We start from the raw sequence: 26871 nt of genomic DNA, 5'->3' as shown, positions 1-26871 counted from the left end.
GAGGCTAAAAAACTGGCTGGATGCGACCAACCAAAGGAGCGCTTTAAAACATTACTTGCTGGCCACCGTCTCGGGTTGCCAGCCACCGCCAAGGGCTTTGTAAATCGCGACAATGCCGCGATACAAATCAGTTTCGGCCAGGGCCTGGGTATCTTCCGCCGCCAGGCGCTCACGCTGGGCATCCAGCAGGACGAGGAAGTCCACGGTGCCTTCGCGGTAGCGAATTTCGGCCAGGTCCGCGGCTGCACGGCTCGCTTCGCTTTGGCGAATCAGCGAGATCAAGCGTTGCTGGCGTTTGCCATAGTCGCTGAACGCGTTTTCCGACTCTTCCAGCGCCAGCAGCACTTGCTGCTCGTAGGTTGCCAGCGCGCCTTCGGCATCGGCATCGGCGGCGCGCAAACGTGCCCGCACGCTGCCAAGGTCAAATGCCGCCCAAGTGATGCTTGGGCCCAGTGCCCAGGCATTGGCTGCCGAGGAACCGATTTGCGAACCACGCCCGGCGGTAAAGCCAAGGAAGCCGCTGAGGCTGACCTGCGGGAACAAATCGGCTTTTGCCACGCCGATACGGGCCGTGGCGGAGGCCAGTTTGCGTTCGGCGCTGCGGATGTCCGGACGACGTTGCAGCAATTCGCCGGGATCACCGATTGGCAAAGCCTTGGCGATGGCCGGCAAGCTCTTTGGACTCAGGTCGACGGTCAATTTGTCCGGACGCTCACCCAGCAGGGTGGCGATACGGTTTTTCTGCCGAACCTGTTCCGCTTGTAACTGAGGCACGCTGGCTTCGACCGAGGCGAGGCGTGCATCGGCACGTTCCACGTCCAGTTGGTCGCCGACGCCGGCATCGCGCAGGCTTTCAGTGATCTTGCGCGATTCCTGCTGGTTGCTCAGGTTGGCCAGGGCGATCTTTTCACGCAGTTGCGCACCGCGCAGTTGGCCATAGGAATCCACCAGTTCGGCAATCATGGTGACTTGCAGTTGGTACAGATCGGCTTCAAGCGCTTGCTGTTCGGCGTTGGCCGATTCCAGGTTGCGCTGGATACGGCCAAACAGGTCGATCTCCCAGGCCATGTCCAGACCCAGGTCGTAGCGTTCGCTGTTGACCCGTTGGGTGGTCTGGCCAGGAATCTGCCCTTTGGCCAGATCGCTGCTGGCGCGGCTGGTAACGGTCGGCATGGCGTTATTGCTGACGTCATCACGAATTGCCCGGGCGGCTTTCCAACGGGCGAATGCCACCCGCAAATCACGGTTGCCTTGCAGCGACTGAGTCACCAGCTGATTGAGCGTCGGGTCTTCGAACTGCTGCCACCAGATGCCTTCGAAGCGCGAGCGATCGAAGTTTTTCTGACCGGCAGCGCCATCGGTAGCGGTGGTGATATTCGCCGGATCAGTGGCTGGGGTCTTGTAGTCCGGGCCGACGGCACAGGCACTCAGGGCCAGTACCAGAAGGCTCGGCAGGAAGGCTTTCAGGCTCATTGTTGCGCCTCCAGTTGCTTTTGATGATTCAGCGCCTTGGCCGCTTTGCGCGCTTCACCGCGCTCCACAAAGTTACGAATCAGTACGTAGAACACAGGCGTCAGCAACAGGCCGAAGAAGGTTACCCCGAGCATCCCGGAGAACACCGCCACACCCATGGCGTGACGCATTTCGGCACCGGCACCGCTGGAGAAAACCAGAGGCACCACGCCCATGATGAACGCGAAGGAGGTCATCAGGATCGGACGCAGACGCAGGCGGCAAGCTTCCAGAACCGCAGCCAGCGGGTTAAGGCCTTCCTGCTGTTTATCCTTGGCAAACTCGACGATCAAAATCGCGTTCTTACAGGCAAGCCCCACGAGTACGATCAAACCGATCTGGGTGAAGATGTTGTTGTCGCCACCCGAGGCAATTACACCGGTAATGGCCGACAGCAGGGTCATCGGTACGATCAGGATCACCGCCAGTGGCAGGCTCCAGCTTTCGTACTGTGCGGCGAGTACCAGGAACGCCAGCAAGACGCAGAGCGGGAACACGAACAACGCGGTGTTGCCGGACAGAATCTGCTGGTAGGTCAGGTCGGTCCATTCGTAGGTCATGCCGTTAGGAAGTTCATCCTTGAGCAGTTTCTCGATGGCCGCCTGAGCCTGGCCGGAGCTGTAGCCCGGGGCTGCCGCACCGTTGATTTCAGCAGTGATGAAGCCGTTGTAGTGCATCACGCGGTCCGGACCCGAGGTGTCGCTGACCTTGATGAAGGTCGCCAGCGGGATCATCTCGCCTTTGTTGTTGCGCACTTTGAGCTGACCGATCTGGTCCGGTTCGAGACGGAACTGCTGTTCAGCCTGAACGTTGACCTGATAAGTCCGACCGAAGCGGTTGAAGTCGTTGGCATACAGCGAACCCAGATAGATTTGCAGGGTGTCGAAGATGTCACTGACGGCCACGCCGTGGGTCTTGGCTTTCTCGCGGTCGATAGCGGCATCGACCTGCGGCACGTTCACGGTGTAGCTGGTGAACAGGGCGGCCAGTTCCGGCACGTTGTGGCTTTTGGTAATGATGTTCATGGTTTCTTTGTACAGCTCGTCGTAGCCGAGGTTGCCCTTGTCTTCGATCTGCAGGCGGAAACCACCGATGGTGCCCAGACCCTGTACTGGCGGCGGCGGGAAGATCGCCATGTAGGCTTCCTGAATCCCGGCAAACTGACCGTTCAAGGCACCGGCGATCGCACCGGCGGACATGCTCGGGTCTTTACGCTCGTCGAACGGTTTCAGGGTCACGAACACGATGCCGGCGTTAGGACTGTTGGTGAAGCCGTTGATCGACAGGCCCGGGAAGGCCACGGCGCTTTCCACACCTGGCTGTTTCAGGGCCAGGTCGGACATGCGCTTGATCACATCTTCGGTACGGTCCAGGCTTGCCGCATCCGGCAGTTGCGCGAAGGCCACCAGGTATTGTTTGTCCTGGCCGGGTACGAAGCCGGTCGGGGTGTGGGCGAAACCGAAGAAGGTCAGCACCATCAGGCCTGCGTACAACAGCAGTGCAATACCGCTGCTGCGGATAACCCGGGCTACGGTGCCGACATAGCCATGGCTGGCGCGTTCGAAGAACCGGTTGAACGGACGGAACAGCCAACCGCCCAATAGTTTATCAAGCACTTTGGTAAAGCGATCTTTCGGCGCACTGTGGCTCTTGAGCAGCACGGCGGCCAGGGCAGGGGACAGTGTCAGCGAGTTGAACGCCGAGATCACGGTAGAGATGGCAATGGTCAGGGCAAACTGTTTGTAGAACTGGCCAGTGAGTCCGGAAATGAACGCCGCCGGGATAAATACCGCACACAGCACCAGCGCCGTCGCGATGATCGGCCCGGTCACCTCCCGCATAGCTTTCTTGGTGGCTTCTACGGGCGTTTCTCCCAACTCGATGTGCCTCTCCACGTTCTCCACCACCACGATGGCGTCGTCCACCACGATACCAATCGCCAGTACCAGTCCGAACAGCGACAGGGCGTTCAGCGAGAAGCCGAACAGGTGCATCACGGCAAACGTACCGATCAGCGAAACCGGCACCGCCACCAACGGAATGATCGAGGCGCGCCAGGTTTGCAGGAACAAGATCACTACCAGTACAACGAGGATCAGTGCTTCGAAGAGGGTGTGGACCACCGCCTCGATGGAGCCGCGCACGAAGATCGTCGGGTCATAGACGATGCTGAAGTCCATGCCTTCCGGGAAGTTCTTCTTCAGTTCGGCCATCTTGTCGCGAACTTCGTTGGAGATCTCGATCGCGTTCGAACCCGGACGCTGGAAGATCGGGATCGCCACTGCCGGCTGGTTGTTCAGCAACGAGCGCAGGGCGTATTGGCTGGAACCCAGTTCTACGCGAGCGATGTCTTTGAGGCGGGTGATCTCACCGTTGTCGCCGGAGCGAATGATGATGTTCTCAAACTCTTCTTCAGAAACCAGACGGCCCTGAGTGTTGACCGACAGCTGGAATGCAGTGGCATTCGGCGCAGGCGGCGCGCCCAGTGCACCGGCCGCTACCTGACGGTTCTGCTCACGGATCGCCGTAACGACATCGGTCGCAGTCAGGTTGCGCGAAGCGGTCTTGTTCGGATCGAGCCATACCCGCAGGGAGTAATCGCCCATGCCGAACAGTTGCACGTCACCGACACCGCCCAGACGCGCCAACTCATCCTTGATGTTGAGCAAGGCGTAGTTGGACAGGTAGAGCATGTCGTAGCGTTTATCCGGCGAGGTCAAGTGCACCACCATCGTCAGGTCCGGAGAGGCCTTGTCGACGGTGATACCGATGCGCGTCACTTCTTCTGGAAGCTTGGGCTCGGTACGGGTCACGCGGTTCTGCACCTGGACCTGTGCGTTATCCAGGTCAGTGCCCAGCGCAAAGGTGATGGTCAGGGTGATCTTGCCGTCAGCGGTGGATTGCGAGGACATGTACAGCATGTTCTCGACGCCGGTAATGGCTTGCTCAAGAGGAGCTGCCACGGTTTCACCGATGACTTTTGGGTTGGCGCCCGGGAAGTTGGCACGAACCACCACCGTCGGTGGCACCACTTCCGGGTATTCACTGATCGGTAACTGGAACAGCGAGATGGCGCCAGCGATCAGGATCAGCAGCGATAGCACCGCTGCAAAGATCGGCCGTGAAATGAAGAATTGGGAAAAATTCATCGGAGTTGTCGTCCCTTAACCGCGTGGAGTCGCAGCAGCCAGTTTCACGACCGTGCCCGGCGCGACCTTGGCAGGTGCGACTTGGGGCAGGTTGCTGGCTTCCAGCGCTTGTCGTTGTTGTGCGAGTGCCGCGAGGGTTTGTTCGCTGGCCATCGGGATCACTTCGGGGGTGACCGGCGAGCCAGGGCGAACCCGTTGCAGACCCTTGACGATGACGGTGTCATCCTTGTTCAGGCCGCTGCGCACGATGCGCAAGCCTTCGATCTTCGGACCGAGCTCGACCGCGCGATAGGCCGTCTTGTTGTCGGCATCCATCACCAGTACGAACTTCTTGCCCAGGTCGGTACCGACCGCTTCATCGTTGATCAGCACGGCGGAGTAGGTGCCGCTGCCAACCAGTTTCAGACGGGCATAAAGGCCCGGGGTGTAAGTGCCGTCGGTGTTGTCGAACACGGCGCGACCACGGATGGTGCCGGTTTTCGGATTGACCTGGTTGTCGACGAAGTTCATCACACCCTGGTGCGGGTTGCCGTCTTCGTTGGACAGGCCGAGGTAAACCGGAGTGGTTGCACCGCGTTTGCCCTGGCGAGCGAGCTGGGTGTACTTGAGGAACACACGTTCGTCAGCGTCGAAGTAGGCGTAGACCTTGTCGGTGGAAACAACGCTGGTAAGCGCGGTGGTGTCGGCGGTGACCAGGTTGCCGGCGGTGATTTCCGCACGGCTGACGCGACCGCTGATTGGCGCGGTGACGCGGGTGAAACTCAGGTTCAGTTTGGCCAGATCCAGTTGCGCCTGAAGGGCGCCGACGGCGGCGCGGGCTTCTTGTGCGGCACTGGTGCGCGAATCGGCCAGTTCGGCGGAGATCGCGTTGCTGGTCCGCAGGCGTTCGCCACGCTGGGCTTCGTTGTCGCTGCGGTTGGCATTGGCGCGAGCCTGGGCAACCAGGGCTTCAAGGCGGCGGACCTCAGCCTGGAACGGACGCGGGTCGATCTGGAACAGCAAGTCGCCTTTCTTGACCAGTGCGCCTTCAGTGAAGGCCACGTCATCGATCTGGCCCGAGACCCGTGGACGAATTTCTACGGTTTCCGGCGCTTCAAGACGCCCGGTGAATTCGTCCCACTCGTTGACCGGTTGTTCCAGCACCTTCGCGACACTGACTTTGGCCGCGGGCATGGTGGCGGCAGACTCCGGGGCCTTGCCGCAGGCGCTCATCACCAGTACGGCCAGCAAGGCCAACGGGAAGCGCAAATGTTTGAGTGACTGTTCCATGGATGCATCCGCCAATGTATTGAGAATGGGCGGATGATGCTCGGGGGAGGGTGTATCTCACGAATCGAATGAGGCAAAGGTAACTATCATTCGGAATGATATAAGACTAAGGCGAGCTCTCTAGCATGCGCCTTCGGTTAGAAAGCGATCAATCGGTTTGATGACAATTCTGTGTTGCCGAGTGTGCAAAGGTCAGCGTGGGTTAATGTTGACTGACACGGCCCACCTCCGCGTGGGCCGTTTTCGTGCTGCTCAGATAGTCACGGCAACTTTGTTCGCCTGTTGTTCCCGCGCCTCGGCGGCACGTTGCAATTGACTGGCGATCAGGGTGTTCTTCAGCAGATACGCAATGGTCATCGGCCCGACCCCACCGGGTACCGGCGTGATCGCGCTGGCCACTGTACGCGCACTGGCGTAATCGACATCGCCTACCAGCCGGTTGCCGGACTCACTGGCAATGCGATTGATGCCGACGTCGATCACCACCGCCCCGGGTTTGAGCCAGCTGGCGTCGATCATCTCAGGACGACCCACCGCCGCGACCACGATGTCCGCCAACCTGCATAACGCCGGTGCATCGACACTGCGCGAGTGCACCACGCTGACCGAGCAATTGGCCTGCAACAACAAGGTCGCCATGGGTTTGCCGACAATGTTCGAGCGGCCGATGACCACAGCGTGCAAGCCGCTCAAATCACCGCAGGTTTCGTGCAGCAGGCGCATGCAGCCACTGGGCGTGCAGGGTGTGAGGACTTCGATTCCTTGCACCAGGCCGCCGACGTTTTCCCGATGAAAGCCGTCCACGTCCTTGATCGGATCAATGGCATGGATTACCGCGCCTTCGTCAATATGCGCCGGCAATGGCAGCTGCACGAGGATGCCGTTTACCGTGGCATCGGCATTCAGTTGCGCAATCAGTTCCAGCACTTGCGCCTGGCTGGCGGTTTCCGGCAGACGGTATTCAAGGGAGCGGATACCGACGTCCTTGGCCCGCAGCAGTTTGTTGCGTACGTAGACCTCGCTGGCCGGGTCTTCACCGACGAGCAGCACGGCCAGGGCGGGGTAAATCTGCTGTCCGGCCAGGACCAGAATCTCTTCTCGAACTTCGTCGAGAACCTGGGCAGAGATGGCTTTGCCGTCGATAACGCGGGCAAGAGCGGGGGTGGTGCTGATCAAAAGAGTCACCGTCGTCTTGATTGATAGAGGGGCGCAGTGATCATCGAGGCGTCGTTGCGCCCCGATGATCCATCAGCGACCTGCAGGCAAGGTCGCTCAGGCTACCAGTTGATGGCAACCGTACACCACCAGTACACCCGCAATCAGCGTGGCATAAGGCAGCCAACCGGCGCTTTTTTGTCCGGCATCGGCCTGATTTGTCGCGCTGTCTTGCCGGCAGTGCAGCGATGCTGAGGACTGACATCCGTCGCCGCTTTCACGACTACCGCAGAAGCATTCGCTCAACCGATTGTCGAGGGTACGGATCGAACCCGGCAATGTGGTGTCGATGAGTAGGATGGGTATAAAGATTCGTAATTTCGAATCAGCCCCATTTTGGCGGAACGAGATGCACAGCACCGATGATTTTCGATTTAAATCCCATCAATTCCTGATAGAACTCGACGCGGCAACCACTGACATGATGATGTTGGTTTCGAGTCGTGAGACGACCGGCGAGCGTTGGGCGCTGGCAAGCCAACGACATTGTGCGGCCTATGCAGCCTGGAATTCGTTCATCAACGAGTCAGCGCAACCTTCGCGAAATAACCCCGCTGTTTCCGAGTAGAAACCGGTTTTTCCACCGGTGGATCATTTATGAATGACGCTTTGGCCGGTATCTATGTAACAGTGGTCCGGATGATCCAGATTGGGTTGTCACGTCACAGGTGGCATTAGTCTCAAGTCCAATGTCCATTCGAATCTCTACGACTCGGTGAGGGTGTACTATCAATACCAATCCATCAGAAATCAGTTAGCCATGTCCGCGCTAAACGAAGAGAGCCGCCAGATCGTAGCTTCTCTGGCGCATCGGGTTGGCCCTAATGCTGATACTGCAAGGATCGCTAACGCGATTGTCTTGACTTTGCAGGATATGGATAAAGCCCTAACGCCTATCATCGGCCAGCAGGGGGTTGCCGCACTTTTTCGCCGCAGCCTTCATCTTTGCGCCAACCACCAGGCGCGCCTGGTCGGCAGCGCAGACCGTGTGCTCGCTTCCCAAGCTCCGGCAGCCCTCATGTCCATACTCGTTGAGCAAAGTGACACCGACGCCTTGTTGTTCGGTGAAGTGTTGCTGATGACCTATTACGAGCTGCTGACCAAGCTGATTGGGCCCTCGCTCACCGCACGTTTGCTTCGTGGCGTGTTGGAACCTTTTTTGAGCGACATATCTGCGCAGGAAAAATCGCCATGAACACCAAAGTGACTATCAACCGCCTGGCCACCGGCGTGCCAGGACTGGACGAGGTGCTCGGCGGAGGATTGCCGGAGTTTTCGTTCAACTTGATTGCCGGCCCCCCTGGCTGTGGCAAAACCACTCTGGCGCATCAAATGATGTTCGCCCTTGCGACGCCTGAGCGTCCGGCGCTGTTCTTTACCGTGCTGGGCGAGCCGCCGTTGAAAATGCTGCGTTATCAGCAGCAATTCGATTTTTTCGACAACGAAGCGATCAACCAGTCGATTCGCTACATCAACTTGGCCAATGACACCCTGGCCGGGGATCTGGACGAAGTGCTGCGGCGCATCGTCGCCGAGGTCGAGGCGTACTCGCCGTCGCTGGTGTTCGTCGACTCATTCCGCTCCGTGGTGCTGGCCAGCCAGACCCAGGACAACCCCAATAACAACCTGCCGCAGTTCGTTCAGCAGCTGGGCATGTTGATGACCACCTGGCAGGCGACGACCTTCCTGATTGGCGAATATTTCAACGAGACTGACACCAACCCGATTTTCACCGTCGCCGATGGCCTGATCTGGCTGCGCCAGAGCGTTCAGCGCAACTCCATGGTGCGCAAGATGGAAATCATGAAGATGCGCGGCCAGCCAACGCTGCCAGGCCTGCACACCTTCCGCATCGCCACGTCAGGGATCAAGGTCTTTGCACCGGCTGTCATCAAACCGGTCGAGACGCCACTGGAGTTCCCGATCAAACGCCTGAAAATGGGCGTGCCGCAACTCGACGAGATGCTCGGCGGCGGTTTGCCCCGTGGCTACTCCTTGCTGGTGGCCGGCCCCTCGGGCTCGGGCAAGAGCATTCTGGCAGCCACGTTCCTGGCCGAAGGCGCGCGCAATGGTGAAACCGGCGTGATCGCGGTCTTCGAGCAACGGCCCAATCATTCCCAGAACGCCACTCTCGCAGGCCTTATTCGCAGCGGCCAAGTGGGGCTGGTTGACAGCCGTGCACTGGACTTGTCCATCGACGAAATCGTGCAGTTGTTGCTGAGCGAGATCGACCGCCTGAAGGCGACCCGCGTGGTCATCGATTCGTTGTCCGGCTTTGAACTGGCGCTGGCACCGACCTTTCGCGAAGACTTTCGCGAGTCGTTGTCACGCATGGTCACGGCACTGACCCGCGCGGGCGTCAGCGTGTTGTTGACCTCCGAGCTGGAAGACCGCTACACCGACCTGCGTTTCAGTCCTTACGGCACCGCTTTTCTCACTGACGCAATCATCGTCCAGCGCTACATTGAAGTGCAGAGCCGCTTGTTGCGCATCATGGCCGTGGTCAAGGTTCGGGCCAGCGCTCACTCCGATGAACTGCGGCTGTACAGCATCGACAATGACGGCTTGCAGATCGGCGAAATGTTGCCGGATAAAGAAGGATTACTTGGGGGACGCCCGACTCAGCAGCGTTTGGGCACAGTCGAAGGATGAGCGCACTATCATGAGTGAGGCCGACGGCAAGAATGAGAAAGCGATAGCCACTGCTGCACGCGAACTGTTCCTGCTCGGCCAGAAAACGGTCGCGGCGCGCGCGGTACTCGCAGCGGTGCATAGGGAACTCAACCAAGCGAATACCCAGCTCGTCGATAGCCAGCAGGTCGAGCAACTGATCGAAGCCAACCAGCAGTTGGTGCTGGCCATCCTGTCGGCACAGTCGGATGCTGAAGGTCCGAAAATCGCTCAGTCAGAGCAGCAAATGTACCTGGAGATGCGCGAAGCCAATGAACAGTTGGTGATCGCCGCGCTTAGCGCCCAAGACCTGCAGGTCGCAGCGGAACAGGCGCTGGAGCAACAACGCAACTTCCTCAACCAGGTGGCCCACGAGCTGCGAAATCCTCTGACGCCCATCAGCATGATTGCTGGGCGGCTGGTACGGGTACCTAGCGAAGAACTGCCCCGCATGCAGATGTTGATTGAAGGTCAGGTCAAGCAGATGTCCCGATTGGTGGAAGACTTGCTCGACATCTCCCGTGCCAGCACCGGCAAGTTTCGCCTTGATTGCCACCTTGTCGATATGGCTCAGATCATCCATGAGGCCATCGACATCTGTACCCCGGTCATGATCGCTCACAACTTGCATTTCAGCTCGCAACTGCCTGAGCGTGCGCTAATGATGAATGGCGATCCGACACGCCTCACTCAAATTCTTGGCAATCTGCTGGGCAACGCAGCCAAGTACACACCGGCGGATGGCGAAGTCATTTTTACAGTCACCGCCGAAGCCGATCTGCTGGAAATTCGCATCCGCGATACCGGCATCGGTATAACTTCCAAGGCATTGCCATTCATCTTTGAGCCATTTGTACAGGACGTGCATGCGGTCGGATTCAACGGGGCAGGCCTGGGCATCGGTCTGACGGTGGTGCGCGAGTTGATCGAAGCCCACGGCGGCACGGTGACCGGCTTCAGTGCGGGGGAAGGGCAGGGAAGCGAATTTGTAGTGACGTTGCCCTTGGTGATTCATTGATGCTTTTTTGTTGATGGAGCCGAAGCTGACGACTCCCTTGGCTTGAGCAGAACGGAGTGTCCCGCTTTCGCCAAGGACCTCGCCATCGGTGTGCTTGCCTGGCGCTGTCAGCGACCTTGCTTGAGCGTCGCTGAGTTTGCGTCTATTGGTAGAGTTTCTCAGAGGCTGTCCGGATCTCCAGAAAACATTTCACCCTAACTGACGAAAAGCCCCGGCAACTGACGAAGCCCGCCGGGGCCATGTTGCGTCAGGCTTCTTTGACCACGTAGCGCAGAATCAATGTCAACACCGTTGCGACACACAACATCGTGGCCATCGCAATGAGCCCCGCGTTGAATGAGTGCGTGACGTCCTTGAGCCAACCGACTGCGTACGGCCCCACTAAACCGCCAAGGCTGCCGACCGCGTTAATGAACGCAATGCCACCGGCTGCCGCCTGTTTGCTCAGGAAAGTCGATGGAATGCTGTAGAAACAGGTACGTACCGAGCTGAGCCCGATCAGTGCGACAGTCAGGCCAATCAGTGCCGGAACCAAGTCACTGTAGACCACGGAAAAGATAAAACCGGCCGCTCCCGTGGCGCATGTAATGGCCAAGTGCAGGACATAACGTCGCTTGCGTGCTAGCACTTTGGCCCACAGCAGCATGGCGACACTGGCAATCAAATAGGGGATGGCCGACACCCAGCCGATCTGCATGGTGGTCAGAGAGTGGGTCTTGAGGATTTGCGGCAACCAGACGCCGATACCGAGGATGCCAATGATATAGCTGAACAGAATGGCCGCCAGCAGCCATACCCGGACGTCCTTGATGGACTCGTGAAAGCTGTGTGAGCCCTTCGACTCATGCTCGGCATCGAGGGATGATTGCAACGCTTGGCGCTCCTGCACGGTCAGCCATTTCGCGTCGGCAGGTTTGTCGGCCAGCATTTTCAGGCACATCACGCCCAGCACGCAGGCCGGCAGGCCTTGCAGCACCAGCAGCCACTGCCAGCCGCGGTAACCCCAAACACCATCCATGCCCAGCATTGCGGCAGAGAGTGGCCCGCCGAGTACCGAAGACACCGGAATGGCGAACAGAAACCAGGCCATGACGCGCGTCCGATACTGGATGGGGAACCACAGCGACAGGAAGAAGATCACACCGGGGAAAAAGCCGGCTTCTGCAATGCCGGCCAGCAGGCGGATTACGGAATAACTGAAAGGCCCTTGCGCCAACGCTGTGGAGGCGGAGAACAGCCCCCAGGTGATCATAATCCTTGCCAGCCATCGCCGCGCGCCGAAGCGATAAAGCGCCAGGTTGCTGGGTACCTCGAAGAGGCAGTAACCGACATAAAAAATGCCGGCTGCAAAACCGAATTGGGAGGCGGTAAGCCCCAGATCGTCATTCATGGTCAACGACGCGAATCCGACGTTGGTTCTGTCCAGATAATTGAAGAAGTACGCGATGGCGAGCAGGGGGATAAGCCTTATCGCGGCTTTGCGACAGGCGCTGGATACGAGGGCCTCCTGCGTTGTTACTTGACCGGCGGTGAGTGTATTCATGGGGCTCCATTATTGTTGTAATCAGGAGCCAGGAAGCATATGGCCGGCGTTCATGTGTGCGCCAAGACCTTTAAACCATAGGTGTCCATAACGGCAGAGCATGGGCCTTGGAGGGCGTTCAGTACGGGGCTGGGGCCATGCCCGACAAGCATTGAAAATCATGAGATATAGGTATTGGTTATTTTCTTCCCCGTGCATAAACCTGAGGGTTCACACCAATAATAAAAGGCTCATCCCATGCACTACACTCGCGTCATGCAATCTTTAATCGTCGCTGGCCTCGTTGCCTATAGCCTGCCGGGAAATGCCGATGATTCGGTACGTACACTGGTTGCCGAGAAGGGCAATGTGCACATCGAGGCGCTGGACCAGGGCAAGGGCCATGTCATCGTGATCCTGCCGTCAAAGGGCCGTGGCGCGAATGATTATGACGAGGTGGCACGCTACCTGGCCGCTGACGGCTATCGCGTGATCCGCCCTGAACCACGCGGGGTCAAGGGTAGCAAGGCGCCGATGGACACGCCGACGCTGCATGACTTCGCCGCCGATGTGGCCTTGGTGATGGACAAGGCCAAGACCGGACCTTCGGTGGTGGTCGGGCATGCCTGGGGCAGCCAGCCCGCGCGCGTGCTGGCGGTGGATCGCCCGGACCTGGTCAATGGCATCGTGTTGGCCGCCGCGTCGATTGGCAAGTTTCCCGCGGGCTCATCCGAGAAACCCTACGGCCGCATGGTCGAGGCTATCAAAGGCGCGGGTAATTATTCATTGTCAGAGGCCAAGCGTATCGATTATCTGAAAGAGGCATTTTTCGCGCCCGGCAATGACCCGCGCGCCTGGCTGAGTGGATGGTATGACAAGACCCACCAGGCCCAGGACCATGCGCGGGATTCCACGCCTGTGGAGCTCTATTGGTCTGCCGGTAAAACCGTGCCGATCCTTGACTTGCAGGGCCAGCATGACGCGGTGGTCATTCCGAATATTCTCAAATCGATGCTCGGCGACCGGGTCGAACACAAGACCATCGCCAACGCCGGGCATGCCATGGCGCCCGAACAGCCTCGTGAAATGGCCAATGCCATCGCCGAGTTTGCTCAGCGCGTGTATGCGGCCAAGTGATCAACTGATTGCTCAATGCCCTTGAGGAGGGCGCTCAGCGCTGCATGGCTCCGCTCCAACAAAAAAAATGCTCCGAACCATTGAGTTCGGAGCATTCTTCATTTCCCGCTACCGCTATTTTTTCGCGTATTGCGCCTTGGCAAACGTGGCGATTGCATCCGCCATCGCCTTGGGTTGCTCCGGAGCCATGGCGTGGCCGGCATTTTTCAATACCACCACCTGGACCCGGTCGCCGAGCATGCTTTTGAGCACGCCGGAGAAGCGCCGTGGAGCAACCGTGTCCGCCTCACCTTGCAGGTCGAGAATCGGCGCCGTGCCAGCGGCGAAGTAGTCGTCCACCGGCGTTGTGTTGCGCGCGTGGCCTTCGGCATCGTGGGTCGCCTGGTGCCAGCCGTCCAGCCATACCTTGGGGTCGTTGCCCGAGGCAAAGAACGCTTTGCGCAGATAGATCAGGCGTTGCTCTGCGGAAAGCGACATATCGCCCGCGCCGTCGATGGCCTGACGCATCTCTGCATTGATGGGTTTTTCCGTCGAGCCCGGCGGCACCTTGCCGGCGGACGCTGCAGCCATGACCACGCCACGTACCAGGTCGGGACGGTCCGCGGCGAGCATGCGCGCGGCGAAGTTGCCCCAGGCGTGACCGACTACCACGATGGGGCCTTTGTTTTCATGCTCGACCACTGCCGCGACGTCGCGGGCAAAGTCATGCACGGTCAGGTTTTCCATCGGCCCTTTGCTTTGCCCTATGCCACGCGGCTCCGGCCTCACGACCCTGAACCCATCCGCCTGAAGATAATTCGCAACCTGGTCGTAATCACGACCCGAGCGCCCCAGCGACGGCAACATTACGATGACGGGTCCAGTGCCTTGGGAGTTGACCTCGATTTGCACATTGTTGTAATTGACCAGTTCCTGCTTGAACGGAGTACCAGCGGCCATCGCAATGGCGGAGGCCAGGCTCAATGTGGCACCGAGCAGAAGACGCGAGACTTTTTTCATTATTTGGACTCCTGGACGCTCGGGGTTTTCGCAGGCTCAAGGCCGCTCTCTTCAAGCAGGCGGCGTGCGGCCGGGCTGTTGAGGAAGGCAATGAATTCGCGGGCAGGCACGGCATTGGCCGTCTGGTGAGCAACGGTTGCGCAGAAGCGGCTGACTTTTTGCACTTCCTCGGGAAGCGGGCCTAGGAAGTCGACACCCGGGGTAACCTTCAATTCGCTGATCTGTTGCATGCCGATGTCCGCATCGCCCCTGGCCAGGGCCGTGCCTACAAGCTCTTTGCCGGCAATCTCGACGGTCTTGCCTTTCACCTGATCGCTGATACCCAAGCGCTGGAACAGCTCGGTGCGGATGTACACGCCACTGGCACCCTGGGAATAAGCGATCTTGTCGGCCTTCAGCAGCGCTGCTTTCAATGCGGCAACGCTTGAAACATCCGGGTTGGGTTTACCGTGAGGTACGCCGACACCAATACGCGAATCAGCGATCTCGCGGCGGGTGGTCATGTCGAAGGCGCCGGTGGACGAGAGCAGTTCCAGGGTTTCGTCGGCCATGATCGCAAGGTCCATCGGCTCTTTATGCCGGATGCGCTCTGGAATGGACTCAGGCGAGGTGCCCATCGATGGCCCCCAGCTGAAAATCAGGGTGTTACCGCTGGCTTTTTCATAGGCCGGTTGAAGGTGTTCCATGGCGCCCCGGAGTGCGCCACTGGCAATGACCTTCAGTTCGGCTGCTTCGCACAAATGAGAGAAGCCGAGCAGGCTGACCAAACCGGTGGTCACTAACATCGGGGCAGATCTTGTTTTTTTCATGGTGCTACCTTCTCGATTAGACGGCCGTTTCAAGCGCCGCGGGTGTTGACGAACAACGAATACAACGAGGTGGTTGAAGCCATCAGCAGGCGATTGCCGCGTGGCCCGCCGAAGCACAAATTGGCGCAACGCTCCGGCAAATCGATATGCCCGATTACGCTGCCATCGGGTGCAAAAATGCGTACGCCGTCCAGCCCGGGCTCGGGTGCGCCCCAGCCGCACCAGAGGTTGCCGTCCACGTCGACGCGCAAACCGTCCGGCAGCCCGCTGCCGGCGTCGATCAGCTCGAGCCGCTGGCTGAGTCGGCCTTGGGCATCGACGCTGTAGGCCACGATTCGTCGCGGGCGCGCCCTGGATTCGACCAAATAGAGGGTTTTTTCATCCGGGGAGAACGCGAGGCCGTTGGGGCCTTCGAGGTCTTCAACGACACAATGCAGCGTGCCGTCCGCATCGAGGCGATAGAGGTTGGCCGGCAATTCGGGCGTGCCTTGGCGGCCCATGTAGTCACTCATCAGGCCGAAAGGCGGGTCGGTGAACCAGATGCTGTCGTCAGACTTCACCACAATGTCATTCGGCGAATTCAGCGGCTTTCCGGCGAAGCTGTCGGCCAGCACGGTAATGCTGCCGTCGTACTCGGTGCGGGTGACGCGCCGACCGCCGTGTTCGCAGACCAGCAAGCGGCCCTGACGGTCGCGCGTCATGCCGTTGGCTTGGTTCGAAGGATGGCGGAACACCCCCAGGCCACCGGTGGCCTCGTCCCAACGCATGATTCGGTCGTTAGGCAAATCGGTGAACAGCACGAAGCGTCCATCGGCAAACCAGGCCGGGCCTTCCGCCCAGCGCAGGCCGCCGCCGAGCCGTTCGACCTTGGCATGCGCCAGGCGGTAGTGGGCAAAGCGCGGGTCCAGCTCGCGTACCCTTGGATCGGGCACGCGCGGGCTGGGCGACCAGGAAATATCGTCCATCGTTTGATCTCCGAAAGGGGTGGGCGTCAGGTGTATAGTCGCGCTGGGTTATCGATCAGGACCGCCTGCTGCAAGCCGGGGCTGTCGCAGACCTGGGCAATGAAGTCGAGCAACTGTGCGTCATCCGGGACCGGTCCCTTGATATTCGGATGCGGCCAGTCCGAGCCCCAGATAGCGCGTTGCGGCGCGCATTCGAGGAGCGTACGCACCTGCTCCAGCGCCTGCGGCCACGGGCCGGGCAGGCCTTGCATGGCGCGGTCGATGCCGGACAGTTTGATCCAGCGGTTTGCATGGCACAGCTCGGCACGCAGTGCATGTATCAGCGTCGGGTCAACAGGCCCGGTGAGGTCGGGGCGGGCCATATGATCGATGACCAGCGGCGTCGCCAGATCTCGCCAGGCGTGAAGAAACGGCAGCAGCACCGGCAATTCCCCATGCACCAGCACATGCCAGCCGAAAGGCGCGACGCGCTCGGCCAGGGTGCGCAGTTTTTGCGGATCCCGAGCGCCTGGCAGGTGGCCCATCAAGTTGAAGCGGATACCGCGCAGGCCGCCGTCATGCAGTGCCTGCAATTGAGCGTCGGTGGTGCTGTCGTCAATGATCCCGACACCACGGTAACGCCCGCCACTGCCGGCAATCGCCTGCAGGATGGCGGCGTGATCCGTGCCATAGGGCGCGGCCTGCACCAGCACCCCATGACTGATGCCCAGTTGTCGATGCACCGCCAGTAACTCGGAGAAGGGCGCCGGCTCAGGCGTGTAGGCGGCATTGGCCGGCAGCGGAAATTGGGCCCAGGGGCCATATATGTGCGTGTGGCAATCCCACACCCCCGAAGGGCTGGATGAAGTCGACATGCGGGCTCCTGCGGCTGGCTTAGTCACAACGGGCAGTCATGCCGCCATCGACGATGATTTCGGTGCCGGTGACAAAGCGCGCTTCATCGCTGGCCAGGTACAGCGCGGCGTAAGCGGTGTCACGGCCATCGCCCATGAACCCGAGCGGAATGCGTGCCAGCCGGGTGTCGAGCAACTTGCTCACATCGCCGCCGGTGCGTTGCCCGGCCAGGCGCACCTCGACCATCGGCGTATGCAGTTGCCCTGGCACCACGGTGTTCACACGGATGCCTTTGGGCGCGTATTCCACGGCGGTCACGCGCGACAACTGGATCACCCCGGCTTTACTGGCGGCGTAGGCCACTTGGGCCGAGCCTGTCCAGCGAATACCGGACGTCGACGCGGTGTTGATGATCGAACCGCTGCCCTGGGCCTCCATCAGTGGCAGCACGTGCTTGCAGGTCAGATAGACGCTGCCGAGGTTCAGGGCGATCTGCGCATCGAACTTTTCTTCAGCCAAGGCAACTGCGCCACCCGCCGCCGAGCCGCCGACGTTGTTCACCAGAATATCGACTGTGCCATAGGTCTCTTTGCAGGCTGCAACCATGGCGGCGACGGCCTGGGTATTGGTGACGTCGCAGGCATAAGGAGTGACTTCACCGCCGGCCTCGCGGATGCGCTCCAGCGTTTCCTCCATGGCCCCCAGATCACGATCGACCGCGAAGACCTTAGCGCCGGCCAAGGCAAATATCACCGCAACTGCGCGGCCGTTGCCCCAGCCGCTGCCGACACAACCTGCACCGGTGACGATGGCGACTTTGCCCTTGAGGCGCTCGCTTTTTGTAAGAGTTTCAGTCATGCACGTATCCTCAGTTAAATGTAGTCGGCAGTTCGGCAATGGCGCCCACGGGCGGCGGCACTTCGAACACCTTGATGGTCATGGAAATCAGGCTGTAGTAACCCGCGATGCCGACCAGGTCGACCGCCGCATCGGTGCCCAACAGCTCGGTGAATTCGGCGTACAGGTCGTCGCTGATTGCACGCTGGGCATGCAGCTCGCGAATGAAGCGGTAAACCAGTGCTTCATCGGCGTTCTCGAACTCAGGCGGCAGGTCATCCCGGACGGCATCGATGATGTGCGGCGCCAAACCCGCCTCCAGTGCGAACGGCTTGTGAGCGGCCCATTCGTACTCGGCGAGCCAGTGGCGCCCCATCATCAGGATGGCGAGCTCCGACAGGCGCGGGGCCAGGCAGGTGTCATAGCGGCAGTACCGGCCCAGCGCTTGGGCGCATTCGGCCAATTCCGGCCGATGCAGCCAGATGGCCAGGGGGCCTCGTACACCTTTGCGCGGGCCGTTGGCGATGCGATCGTAAACCGGGCGCTGCGCATCGCTGAGGTGGTTCGGGTCGATAGGGGGCAGACGATTCATGGAGCTTTCCTGTCAGGGACGCGGTGAATGAACGTGGGATTTGTGCGCGGGCTCGATGGGGTCCTCGTCCGACTGGTTTTCCACCGGTGGGCGCAGCAGGCTGCGGCTCGGTTTACGGCCGGTTTCGCGCTCGAAATCTTCAGGATTGAAGGCGCCTTCCCAGCGTGCGATGGCAAACACCGCGACGGTGTTGCCAACGATATTGGTCAGGGCAGTGGCGGTGGCCATGATGCGGTCAATGCCGAACAGCAAGCCCAGGCCACTCAGGGGCAGGGTTTGTACCGATTGCAACGTCGCAGCCAGCTTGATGAAGGCCCCGCCCGCAACCGTGGTGCCGCCTTTGGAGGTGATACTCAGGATGGCCAGCAAGCCCAGTTGTTGCACCAGCGAAAACGGCGTGTCGGTGGCTTGTGCGATGAAGCCGATGGCAATGGCCATGTAGATCGCGGTGCCGTCGAGGTTGAAGCTATAGCCGGCGGGCAGGACAAAACCGACCACCACTTCATCGCAACCGCTGCGCTGCAGTTTTTCGATCAGGCGTGGAAACACTACTTCACCGGACGCGGTGCCGAACACCAGCAGGATTTCATCGCGAATCAGGCGCAGCACACTGCCAAACGGCAAGCCGATGGACCAACTGATCGACCCCAGAATGCCAAACACGAAGATCAGGGACGCCGCGTAGTAAACCGCGATCAACTTCAGAAGGTAGAGGAGGGTATCGCCACCGTAGCTGCCGATGGCCGCGGCCATGGCGCCGAACGCGCCCAGCGGCGCCAGTTTCATGATGAAGCTGAGCATTTTGAACAGGATGCTCTGGGCTTCGCCAATGGCTTTCACGGCGACCGAATCCGGGCCGCACACGCGGTTGATGGCGATGCCGGCCAGTACCGAAATAATCAGTACCTGGATGATGTCGCCCTTGGCGAATGCATCGACCAGCGTGTGCGGGATCAGCCCCAGCAGGTAGTTAATCATTGACACACTGCCGGCGCCGGAGGTCGCCTTGATCGCTTCGCTGGATTCGTTAAGGCTGGTGGCATGCAGGCCCACGCCGGGCTCCACTACGTTGACCAGAATGAAACCGATCAACATGGCGACGGTGCTGACCACTTCAAAATAGATCAGCGACTTGACGCCGAGTCGGCCGAGTTTGCGCATGTCTTGAACGTGGGTGAGGCCATGCACGAGGGTCACGAAGACGATCGGTGCCAGCATCATTTTCAGCAGGGCAATGAACGCTTGTCCTAGGGGCTTCATGGCCACCGCCCATTGTGGCGCGGCGAAACCGAGTATGACGGCAGCAACAAGTGCGATCAGCACCTGCACGTGGAGCTTCTTCAACTGATTCATGGCATTTCCTGACCCAATAGTGGGCATCATTATTCTTGTGGTAACGCATCCCTTGACGGGAAAGCTGGGTCTTCAGCTATCTGACTCGAGCATAGAAAAAACCAACGCTAGGCACAAAAACCTTATTTTGATACAAAGCTATGCTCTGACGGCATGGTGAGTACGATGGACATTCGAGAACTCCGCTCCTTTGTGAAGGTGGCTCAGTGCGGCGGCTTCAGCCGTGCGGCGAAAGAACTCTTCATCGCTCAGCCGGCGTTGAGTCGGCAGATCGCCAAGCTTGAAGAGCAACTTCAAGTGGCGTTGTTCATTCGTCATGGCAGGGGCGTGGAGCTGACGGCAGCGGGGGCGCGGTTGCTGGAGCGCGCAGACGTGATGCTGCGCTACATGGAAGAAACCGCTGACCATGTGCGCAACAGTGTGTTCGAGGAACGCGGGCACTTGGCAATTGGCTTGCCGCCTGCGATCGGTACCATCGTCGGGCCGCAGTTGATCCGGCGTTTTCACGAGCGATGGCCGAAGGCCTCGTTGCATGCATTGGAAGGCTTGAGCACGTCGCTGCAGGAGTGGTTACTGGATGGTCGGATCCAGGTCGCTGTGGTCTACAACCAGCCTTTGCTCGAGGCCTTTGATGTCAGGCCGATTTTCAGTGAACGCATGGTGCTGGTCGGGCCGCCTGGGGAGGCATCGAAATCAGTGCGCATAATGGGGCTGGCGGATTTTCCGCTGATCCTTCCGGGTTTGCCTCACAGCAATCGGCGCCTGATTGAACAGGTAGCAGCGCAAAATGGCTTTCAGTTGAATGTCGTATTCGATGTCGATAGCGTCAGCCTGACCAAGCGTATGGTGGCTGAAGGCATGGGCTATTCGATCCTGGCGCATGCCGCTGTCCAGGAGGACATCGCCACGGGGATCCTGGTGGGACACGCGATTGAGCGGCCGGGCATTCGCTCCACGGTTTCGTTGACCACGCTCAAAGATCGCCGAAACAGCCGACTGGCATTGAGTTGGGAAAAGATTCTGCTGGAGACCTTGGAAGAGCTTGTGACGATTGGGGCGTGGAAGGAGGCCACTCTTTGGCTTGGGCGAGAGTAATTTCGAGAGGGGATTGTTGGGACTCGGGCTGGGAGCATCTTTCTCAAATCATCCAGAACATGCCCTCAGGCATGCCCCAACGGTGGTAATCCTCTGGAAGAGGATGGGGATACCTGGTCTCTGAATAGGCAGAAATGATCAGCTTAAAAGCCTAACCGAAGCCCCCCTAGAGACTCTCAGGATCCCCGAAAAACATCTGAATCCGCGACCGCAACCAACGCTCACCCGGGTCATTGTCCTGCGACCCGCGCCAGGCCATGTGCAACTCAAAGCTGCGCACCGGCAGCGGTGGGTCTTCCGCCCGCACACCACCGGCGGCCGTCAACGCTTCAGCGGTGTAGTCCGGCACGGTCGCGACGATGTCGGTTCCGCTGATGAGTGTGCTGAGTCCGTTGAACTGCGGGACCGCGAGCACCACATGACGTTTGCGCCCGAGCTTTTCCAGTTCTTCATCGATAAAACCGCTCAGGTCGCCGGCGAATGACACCAGTGCATGCGGTCGGGCGCAGAAATCGTCCAGGCTCAATGGCCCTGGCACCGTGTCCGCCCGCAACAGCTTGGGCAGGCTGCGACGCAACACTTTGCGCTTGGCATTGGCCGGCAGGTCGGCGGTGTAACTGACGCCGATGGAAATTTCCCCCGAGGCGAGCAGGCTCGGCATCAGGATGTAGTTGGCCCGACGCACCACCAGTACGATCCCCGGAGATTCGGCGCGCAGGCGCTTGAGCAGCATCGGCAGCAGGGCGAACTCGACATCGTCCGACAGCCCGATGCGGAAAACCGCGGTGCTGGTCGCAGGATCAAACTCCGCCGCACGGCTGACGGCGGTGGAAATCGAATCCAGGGCCGGGGAGAGCAGGGCGAAGATTTCCACAGCACGGGCGGAAGGCTCCATGCTGCGGCCGGTGCGCACAAACAATGGATCATCGAACAGCCCACGCAGACGCGAGAGCGCCGCGCTGATGGCTGGCTGACCGAGGAACAATTTCTCCGCAGCACGGGTCACACTGCGTTCATGCATTAATGTTTCAAAAACGATCAACAGGTTCAGGTCGACACGACGCAGGTCATTACGATTCATCTGGGGTCCTGGCAGAGTCATCAAGCTTGACGAGAGCAGCCATATGAGAACAATGGCCGGCATGAATATTAAGGGCAAAGGCTGCTACTCTGCACCGAGTAATTCAGTTTTTCCAAGAAAGGCGCTTCGGTTTTCATGACATTTGCGAATGTCACCGTCGCTGCGGAATCAATGACAGGCATGTCGACTATTAATAGCCACTGATAGTCTTGGGTAGAAAGCCCAGATAGAGTTCAGGGCATTAGAGGTTTCTTTGACGAGGTTTGCGATGTCCCGCACGATCCGTTTTCACAAGTTTGGTCCAGCCGAGGTGCTCAAATGCGAAGAGCATGCGGCCGCTCTCCCTGCTCCGGGCGAAGTGCAGGTGCGCGTCGAGGCGATTGGCATCAGCTGGTACGACATTCTCTGGCGCCAGAACCTGGCCTCATCCCATGCTCGTCTGCCTTCGGGCCTTGGCCATGAAATGGCAGGTATCGTCACGGCGGTCGGCGATGGCGTCGATGACCTGGCAGTTGGTGACAAAGTCGCCAGCTTCCCGGCTGAAAGCCCCAACGACTATCCGGTCTACGGCGAGCAGATCGTTCTGCCACGCTCGGCACTGACCCGTTACCCCGACGTGCTCAGCCCGATCCAGGCCAGCGTGCATTACACGCCGCTGTTGATTGCCTACTTCGCCTATGCCGATCTGGCTCGGGTAAAACCAGGGCAGTTCGCCTTGGTGACCGATGCCAGTCACTGCGCCGGTCCATCCTTCGTACAGTTGGGTAAAGCGTTGGGTGTGCGAGTGATTGCCGCTACCAAAACGGCTGAGGAACGTGAATACCTGCTGTCGCTGGGTGCCGAGAAAGTCATCGTCACCGAAGAAGAAGATCTGCTCATGCGGATCAACAAGATCACTGACAACCGCGGTGTGGATGTCGTGTTCGATGGCCTTGGCGGTCCGCAGATGTCGCTGCTTGGCGATGTGCTCGCACCGCGTGGCAGCCTGGTGTTGTACGGCCTGCAAGGCGGTAATCAGACGCCATTCCCGGCCTGCGCGGCGTTCCAGAAGAACATTCAGTTCTTCGTGCACTGCATCGGCAACTTCACCGGCAAGCCGGAACTGGGCATCATCCAGGACCAGGTCGCCCTGCAACGTGCCCTTCGCGACATCAATCAGATGACCGCTGACGGCGTGCTGCTGCCACTCAAGACTCGGGTCTTCCCATTTTCCGAGTTTGTCGAGGCACACCGCTACATGGACGAGTGTCCATGCCGCGAACGGGTCGCCCTCCAGGTCGAACCTGCGTAACACTCCTGAAAAAGTCCGTGCGTGCACGGACTTTTGCATTTCCCCGCCGCCACCCTGAGACCCCCTTCAATCAGTGATGGGACCGTTCAGCAACTGAACTGGTTTTTGCTCTCAATCTGTATCTTCTAATCATCATGTAAGCCCCGATAATTGAATGATTACTTTCATCTCAAGGAATGAGCCATGTCCGGGTATCGAACAGGTACTTCTCAACGCGCTCCGGCAATACAAACTCGACAAATAACGTCTTATCGATCAGTTAGCGAAAAGCCAAGGGTGACTTCTTTCTTTATTTATCGTGCTACTTGTCTGTGGGACGCTGTGGGACATTTCCTAAGATCTCCCGTGCCGGGGCAGGATGCCTGTGCTGCGGGGGCTTGCTGAAAACTCTCGCCAAAATGGCATCCTGCATCGCGATATCATTTCAAATAATTACTAAAAACTAAGTGTTAGCATTTGATATCTAGCAAAACACTCTAATCATGCCAGGCAACCGATTGCGCTCTGCATAGAGTTGTTTGCGTGACATTGAATTTATGAGTAACAGGTAAACAATGATGACCCATACCCATGATCAGGCAATGAACTATGTTTATCAGCAAGTATTGCAACGATTGCTGAGTTTCTTTTCACGTGCTGAACGCACCGCCTTGCAACTCATGATTCAGCGTTTAGTGGTCGCCGCGGGCGGCATGGAGCGCATCGGCGATTACAAGGTGCTGGCGGTCCAGTCCGGGACCCGAGACAGTTGTTACACCCTGGCGCTGCTGCGTGCGGCGCAATTGAGCATTGCCGGCCGGGCACCGGCGACGTTCCAGTTGAGAGTGGCGACCTTGCGCTCGAACGGAGCAAGCGCAACGGCCCTTGAAAATATCCATCGCAGTTGCAGCGCGTTGTTTCTGTATGACGATCCCCGGGTCGAAATGCTGATGGTCGATAACCGTGAGGTCCTGCCGTTCAATCACCTGGCGCCGATTTCCGATGCCGGTCGCGAGTCCAATCGCCTCAATCTGCTGATGGTGGGTCATCGCCGTGACAGCAACGGACCGCTCGATCTATGGGACGAAGGCTATCTGACAACCGGAGAATTTTACGGCCAGATTGCCCGTTGGGACCGAGGCGTGGACGCAATGATCAGCAGTGAAACGCCTCGTCAACAAAAGCAGTTCCTGGAAGGCCTGAACCGCGCGGCGGTCAAGGCGGGTCTGAAAGCATCGCTCCCCCCTGCAACAGGCTTCGAGGAGCTGTTCTCCCGGCTCGATGAAATGGGCGGCGATTACTACCGCGAGTTTTACCCGCAAGGTGCACAAGCCACGTGGCGCCCAGCGGAGCGTTTTGAGGCATGCCGTCGTACCACTTTCATCGATATTCACGACATGCTGGTCAGTAACCTGGAAGAGCGTTGGCCGCTGCTCACCGATTTCCTCAGATACCAGCCGGAAGAGCTCGCGGTCCAGCTCAGCGATAACGAATACGTCAGCCTGACGATTTGCGCGCACCTTCGCGGGTTGCAGAGTGGCTTTGTTCAAGGCCGCAGCTACGAAACCGGCGTTGCCGAATACGTGCAGCGGACATTGGTCCTGATGCGCCGCAAACAGATGCCCGAGCGCTTCTGCGAGCAGGTCATGGAAAAGCTTGGCAGTCCGGCGGCAGCGGTGGACCAGCGTGCATTGGCCTCGGCCGAGGCGCAAAAAAGCCTTGGATTGAGTGAATCACAGCTGGTGTGTTTGCTGTTTGCGCCCTTTGTCGATAAGGGGGCATCGCTTGAGCGTTTCCTGCGCCAGTGCCACCCCGGCATGCTTGTCGCCTTGCCCGATCTGCACCGGGCGATGCAGGGCAACCCGGCCCCCGAGCAAGTGCTGCAATGGATGGTCGACGTCAGCGGATTGCCCGTCAGCCTGATCGCGACGCTTTACCGCATGGGGCCAGTGGTTGCGGCCGAGGTACCTGACGTAGAAGAAGATCCCGCGGTCTCGCACGCAATGATGCCGGATAGTGATGATGACGGCTCGGTGCCAGTCGAACGGTCAACGGGCCGTTGAAAGTGCCTGGTTTGACAGTTTTCACACAGGGGCGCCGCGCTGCGCGTACCGTGCCTGGCCATTTCCCATGAAGGGGCCGCGAGAAACCGACTTCGCTTACCAGGCGGTGTACCGCTACCTGACGAACCTGATCAGCGAGCCGGTCAGCGACGCGCGTGTCCGTCTTCCTTCGCTGCGGCAATTGGCGGACCGTCTTGGCGTATCGATCTCGACTATTCAGTACGCCTACTCGCTGCTGGAAAAGGAAGGGCGCGTGTACTCGGTCGCCAAATCCGGTTACTACGCATTGCCGGTGTCGTCCGTCCGCCCGCTCAGCAGTGGCAATGACCTGCTCGAAACGCTCTATGTAAACGCCAGGCGTCCGGGAATGCTGGTCTTGAGCGCCGATGAGCCGGCATTGCTGCAACCTCTGGACAGCCCGCTGTTGCTGCTTGAGCGAGAACTGTTGCGCCAGTATCCACGTCAGCCGCAACCGGTGTCACAACCCTGCGGTGAACTGGAACTGCGCGCCGCCCTTGCGGCACGCTACACCTCATCGCCGGCGCGCTGCTGGCACGCCGACGATGTCTATATCGGCGCTGATTTACGCGGCGTACTGGAAATTCTGATCACCGTGCTTTGCCTGAAAGAGGCCATTGTCGTGGTGGAGTCACCCTGTGACTGGGCGATTCTGCGCTTGCTTCAGGACGCTGACGTTCAAGTCATCGAGCTGCCGTTGCAAGCCAATGGCTGCCTGGACCTGGAGCGGCTCAAGCAACTGCTGGAGACCGAACCGGTTCGGTTGGTCATGCTTTCGTCTGGCCTCAACATGCCGCGTGGCAGCGTGGCCTCCCACAGCAACAGGCAGTCAACCGCCCAGTTGCTGGAGCGTCATGGCAGTTGGGTGTTGGAGAACGATAGCCATGGCGAACTCGAATTCGAGCCCGACGGCCAGCGGTTTCGAGATTTACTGAACCCTGATCGACTCATCGTGTTTTCCACGTTCGAAAAAATCATCGGGCCTGAGGCGCCTTATGGCTATTTGCTCTCGCGCCAACTGCATGCCGAACTGCAGCGGCATTTTTTGCTGCGCTCGTTTCGCCTGTCGCCGATCCGCCAGAAAGCCATCGCACGGCTGTATGTCAATGGACGCATCGATCAGCACTTGGTGGTCCTGCGCAGGATGCTCAAGGACCGCAAGGTGCAGATGACCCAGCTGCTGCAAGAGCGTCTGGGTGATGCATTGCATTTCGTCGAGCCCCAGGGCGGGGCGACAGTGTGGGTGCGGTCATTGCGCCCGGTCGATGTCCGCCGGGTGTTCCAGCGCCTGCTCAACCATCAGGTGGTGATCGCGCCGGGAGAACTGTTCAGTCTTCAGGGCCTGCACACTCAACACTTGCGACTGAGTCATACCTTTGGTGGCGACCATGACCTGACGGCCGCAATGGGCCTGCTGGGGGACGCCTTGCGTCTGGAATCGATCGATTGAGCCGGGCGACAAG

At 59.4% G+C, this 26871-nt stretch carries 23 protein-coding genes; 9 read left to right on the top strand and 14 right to left on the bottom strand.

Annotated elements, in window-relative coordinates:
- Positions 1-51 precede the first annotated feature (51 nt).
- The 5 genes from BLQ41_RS22020 to BLQ41_RS22000 form a co-directional block, all read right to left on the bottom strand.
- Positions 52-1473, bottom strand: a complete 1422-nt coding sequence (locus BLQ41_RS22020; RefSeq protein WP_090184264.1) for an efflux transporter outer membrane subunit — start codon at positions 1471-1473, stop codon at positions 52-54.
- On the bottom strand, positions 1470-4661 hold the full coding sequence (locus BLQ41_RS22015) for an efflux RND transporter permease subunit (protein WP_090184262.1): 3192 nt from the start codon (positions 4659-4661) through the stop codon (positions 1470-1472). The genes BLQ41_RS22020 and BLQ41_RS22015 overlap by 4 nt, the downstream gene beginning before the upstream one ends.
- 15 nt (positions 4662-4676) lie before the next feature.
- On the bottom strand, positions 4677-5930 hold the full coding sequence (mexE, locus tag BLQ41_RS22010; RefSeq protein WP_090184259.1) for a multidrug efflux RND transporter periplasmic adaptor subunit MexE: 1254 nt from the start codon (positions 5928-5930) through the stop codon (positions 4677-4679).
- A gap of 252 nt (positions 5931-6182) precedes the next feature.
- The gene (folD, locus tag BLQ41_RS22005; RefSeq protein ID WP_197678897.1) at positions 6183-7106 is read right to left on the bottom strand and encodes a bifunctional methylenetetrahydrofolate dehydrogenase/methenyltetrahydrofolate cyclohydrolase FolD; all 924 of its coding nucleotides are present in this window, start codon (positions 7104-7106) and stop codon (positions 6183-6185) included.
- 96 nt (positions 7107-7202) lie between these two features.
- Positions 7203-7424, bottom strand: coding sequence for a hypothetical protein (locus tag BLQ41_RS22000; protein WP_090184253.1), 222 nt, complete (start codon positions 7422-7424; stop codon positions 7203-7205).
- 70 nt (positions 7425-7494) lie between these two features.
- Here BLQ41_RS22000 and BLQ41_RS21995 point away from each other — a divergent pair, with 70 nt between their 5' ends.
- From BLQ41_RS21995 to BLQ41_RS21980, 4 genes are all read left to right on the top strand, one after another.
- Positions 7495-7713 carry a hypothetical protein gene (locus BLQ41_RS21995; RefSeq protein ID WP_090188757.1) on the top strand — a complete coding sequence of 73 codons (219 nt, stop codon included), beginning with the start codon at positions 7495-7497 and terminating at the stop codon, positions 7711-7713.
- A gap of 192 nt (positions 7714-7905) precedes the next feature.
- A complete protein-coding gene (locus BLQ41_RS21990) occupies positions 7906-8340 on the top strand; it encodes a hypothetical protein (protein ID WP_090188756.1) in 435 nt (144 codons plus the stop codon).
- Positions 8337-9797, top strand: coding sequence for an ATPase domain-containing protein (locus BLQ41_RS21985; protein ID WP_090184250.1), 1461 nt, complete (start codon positions 8337-8339; stop codon positions 9795-9797). The genes BLQ41_RS21990 and BLQ41_RS21985 overlap by 4 nt, the downstream gene beginning before the upstream one ends.
- Before the next feature lie 10 nt (positions 9798-9807).
- Positions 9808-10833, top strand: a complete 1026-nt coding sequence (locus tag BLQ41_RS21980) for a sensor histidine kinase (protein WP_090184248.1) — start codon at positions 9808-9810, stop codon at positions 10831-10833.
- A gap of 247 nt (positions 10834-11080) precedes the next feature.
- Here the strand turns inward: BLQ41_RS21980 and BLQ41_RS21975 are convergent, their stop codons facing one another.
- Positions 11081-12376 (bottom strand): MFS transporter, encoded by a 1296-nt coding sequence (locus tag BLQ41_RS21975; RefSeq protein WP_090184245.1) that lies wholly within the window; start codon positions 12374-12376, stop codon positions 11081-11083.
- Positions 12377-12613: 237 nt separating this feature from the next.
- Between BLQ41_RS21975 and BLQ41_RS21970 the strand changes: the two genes are divergently transcribed.
- Positions 12614-13492, top strand: a complete 879-nt coding sequence (locus BLQ41_RS21970; protein ID WP_090184241.1) for an alpha/beta fold hydrolase — start codon at positions 12614-12616, stop codon at positions 13490-13492.
- Positions 13493-13606: 114 nt separating this feature from the next.
- Here the strand turns inward: BLQ41_RS21970 and BLQ41_RS21965 are convergent, their stop codons facing one another.
- Genes BLQ41_RS21965 through BLQ41_RS21935 form a run of 7 tightly spaced genes read right to left on the bottom strand, consistent with a single transcriptional unit; the run spans position 13607 to position 19881 of the window.
- Entirely contained in the window at positions 13607-14491 is an 885-nt protein-coding gene (locus tag BLQ41_RS21965) for an alpha/beta fold hydrolase (protein ID WP_090184238.1), read from the bottom strand.
- Complete coding sequence (locus tag BLQ41_RS21960; protein ID WP_231997052.1) at positions 14491-15300, bottom strand: molybdate ABC transporter substrate-binding protein; 810 nt, start codon at positions 15298-15300, stop codon at positions 14491-14493. The genes BLQ41_RS21965 and BLQ41_RS21960 overlap by 1 nt, the downstream gene beginning before the upstream one ends.
- 29 nt (positions 15301-15329) lie before the next feature.
- Entirely contained in the window at positions 15330-16265 is a 936-nt protein-coding gene (locus BLQ41_RS21955) for an SMP-30/gluconolactonase/LRE family protein (protein WP_090184232.1), read from the bottom strand.
- Between the two features lie 26 nt (positions 16266-16291).
- Positions 16292-17119: an amidohydrolase family protein gene (locus BLQ41_RS21950; RefSeq protein ID WP_090184229.1), complete on the bottom strand. Its 828-nt coding sequence runs from the start codon at positions 17117-17119 to the stop codon at positions 16292-16294.
- Between the two features lie 19 nt (positions 17120-17138).
- Positions 17139-17957, bottom strand: coding sequence for an SDR family NAD(P)-dependent oxidoreductase (locus tag BLQ41_RS21945; RefSeq protein ID WP_090184226.1), 819 nt, complete (start codon positions 17955-17957; stop codon positions 17139-17141).
- Between the two features lie 10 nt (positions 17958-17967).
- Positions 17968-18528 (bottom strand): carboxymuconolactone decarboxylase family protein, encoded by a 561-nt coding sequence (locus tag BLQ41_RS21940; RefSeq protein WP_090184223.1) that lies wholly within the window; start codon positions 18526-18528, stop codon positions 17968-17970.
- 12 nt (positions 18529-18540) lie between these two features.
- Positions 18541-19881, bottom strand: coding sequence for a cation:dicarboxylate symporter family transporter (locus BLQ41_RS21935; protein WP_090184220.1), 1341 nt, complete (start codon positions 19879-19881; stop codon positions 18541-18543).
- A 165-nt stretch (positions 19882-20046) separates the two neighbouring features.
- Here BLQ41_RS21935 and BLQ41_RS21930 point away from each other — a divergent pair, with 165 nt between their 5' ends.
- The gene (locus BLQ41_RS21930) at positions 20047-20976 is read left to right on the top strand and encodes a LysR family transcriptional regulator (RefSeq protein ID WP_090184218.1); all 930 of its coding nucleotides are present in this window, start codon (positions 20047-20049) and stop codon (positions 20974-20976) included.
- 166 nt (positions 20977-21142) lie between these two features.
- On the opposite strand, the gene BLQ41_RS21925 is transcribed toward BLQ41_RS21930, so the two are convergent.
- Positions 21143-22057 carry a LysR family transcriptional regulator gene (locus tag BLQ41_RS21925; RefSeq protein ID WP_090184215.1) on the bottom strand — a complete coding sequence of 305 codons (915 nt, stop codon included), beginning with the start codon at positions 22055-22057 and terminating at the stop codon, positions 21143-21145.
- 268 nt (positions 22058-22325) lie between these two features.
- Between BLQ41_RS21925 and BLQ41_RS21920 the strand changes: the two genes are divergently transcribed.
- From BLQ41_RS21920 to BLQ41_RS21910, 3 genes are all read left to right on the top strand, one after another.
- Positions 22326-23348 carry a zinc-dependent alcohol dehydrogenase family protein gene (locus BLQ41_RS21920; RefSeq protein WP_090184211.1) on the top strand — a complete coding sequence of 341 codons (1023 nt, stop codon included), beginning with the start codon at positions 22326-22328 and terminating at the stop codon, positions 23346-23348.
- Between the two features lie 557 nt (positions 23349-23905).
- Complete coding sequence (locus BLQ41_RS21915; protein WP_090188752.1) at positions 23906-25390, top strand: hypothetical protein; 1485 nt, start codon at positions 23906-23908, stop codon at positions 25388-25390.
- A 67-nt stretch (positions 25391-25457) separates the two neighbouring features.
- Positions 25458-26858, top strand: a complete 1401-nt coding sequence (locus BLQ41_RS21910) for an aminotransferase-like domain-containing protein (protein ID WP_090188750.1) — start codon at positions 25458-25460, stop codon at positions 26856-26858.
- The last annotated feature ends 13 nt before the right edge of the window (positions 26859-26871 follow it).

This window comes from Pseudomonas arsenicoxydans (assembly GCF_900103875.1).
In the GTDB taxonomy this organism is placed as follows: domain Bacteria; phylum Pseudomonadota; class Gammaproteobacteria; order Pseudomonadales; family Pseudomonadaceae; genus Aquipseudomonas; species Aquipseudomonas arsenicoxydans.
The sequence above is the reverse complement of the archived record's forward strand: the minus strand, read 5'-3'. Positions and strand labels throughout refer to the sequence as shown.